Annotated in this window: 1 protein-coding gene; it reads right to left on the bottom strand. The window is 40.6% G+C overall.

Annotation, left to right across the window (positions count from 1 at the left end; translation table 11 throughout):
* The coding region (locus tag ACLGL1_RS09860; protein WP_411008495.1) for a helix-turn-helix domain-containing protein at positions 1 to 254 on the bottom strand (254 nt) is incomplete at its 3' end.
* Positions 255 to 266 lie beyond the last annotated feature (12 nt).

Here is a 266-nt window from a genome sequence, read left to right as displayed (position 1 = left end):
CTGGGGTTATTAAGCCTCAAGTCATTCGCCACATCTTGATAGGATTTCTCGCTGGCTTCATACATGGTGATTGCTTCTAACTTAAAGTCTACACTGTAGGCCTTGTTTTTGCGAGAACGTTTTAAGCCTTCTAGGCCTAAAGTTTTGTAGGCGTTAATCCAAGTTCTTATCTGCGTACTCGTTTTGAAATGATATTTCCTAGCTAATCGATCCACTCCAATCGTGCCGGAAAGATATTCTGCGACGACTTTCATTTTAAATTCCAA

Origin of the sequence: Peptococcus simiae, assembly GCF_046569735.1 — a bacterium.
In the GTDB taxonomy this organism is placed as follows: domain Bacteria; phylum Bacillota; class Peptococcia; order Peptococcales; family Peptococcaceae; genus Peptococcus; species Peptococcus simiae_A.
The sequence above is the reverse complement of the archived record's forward strand: the minus strand, read 5'-3'. Positions and strand labels throughout refer to the sequence as shown.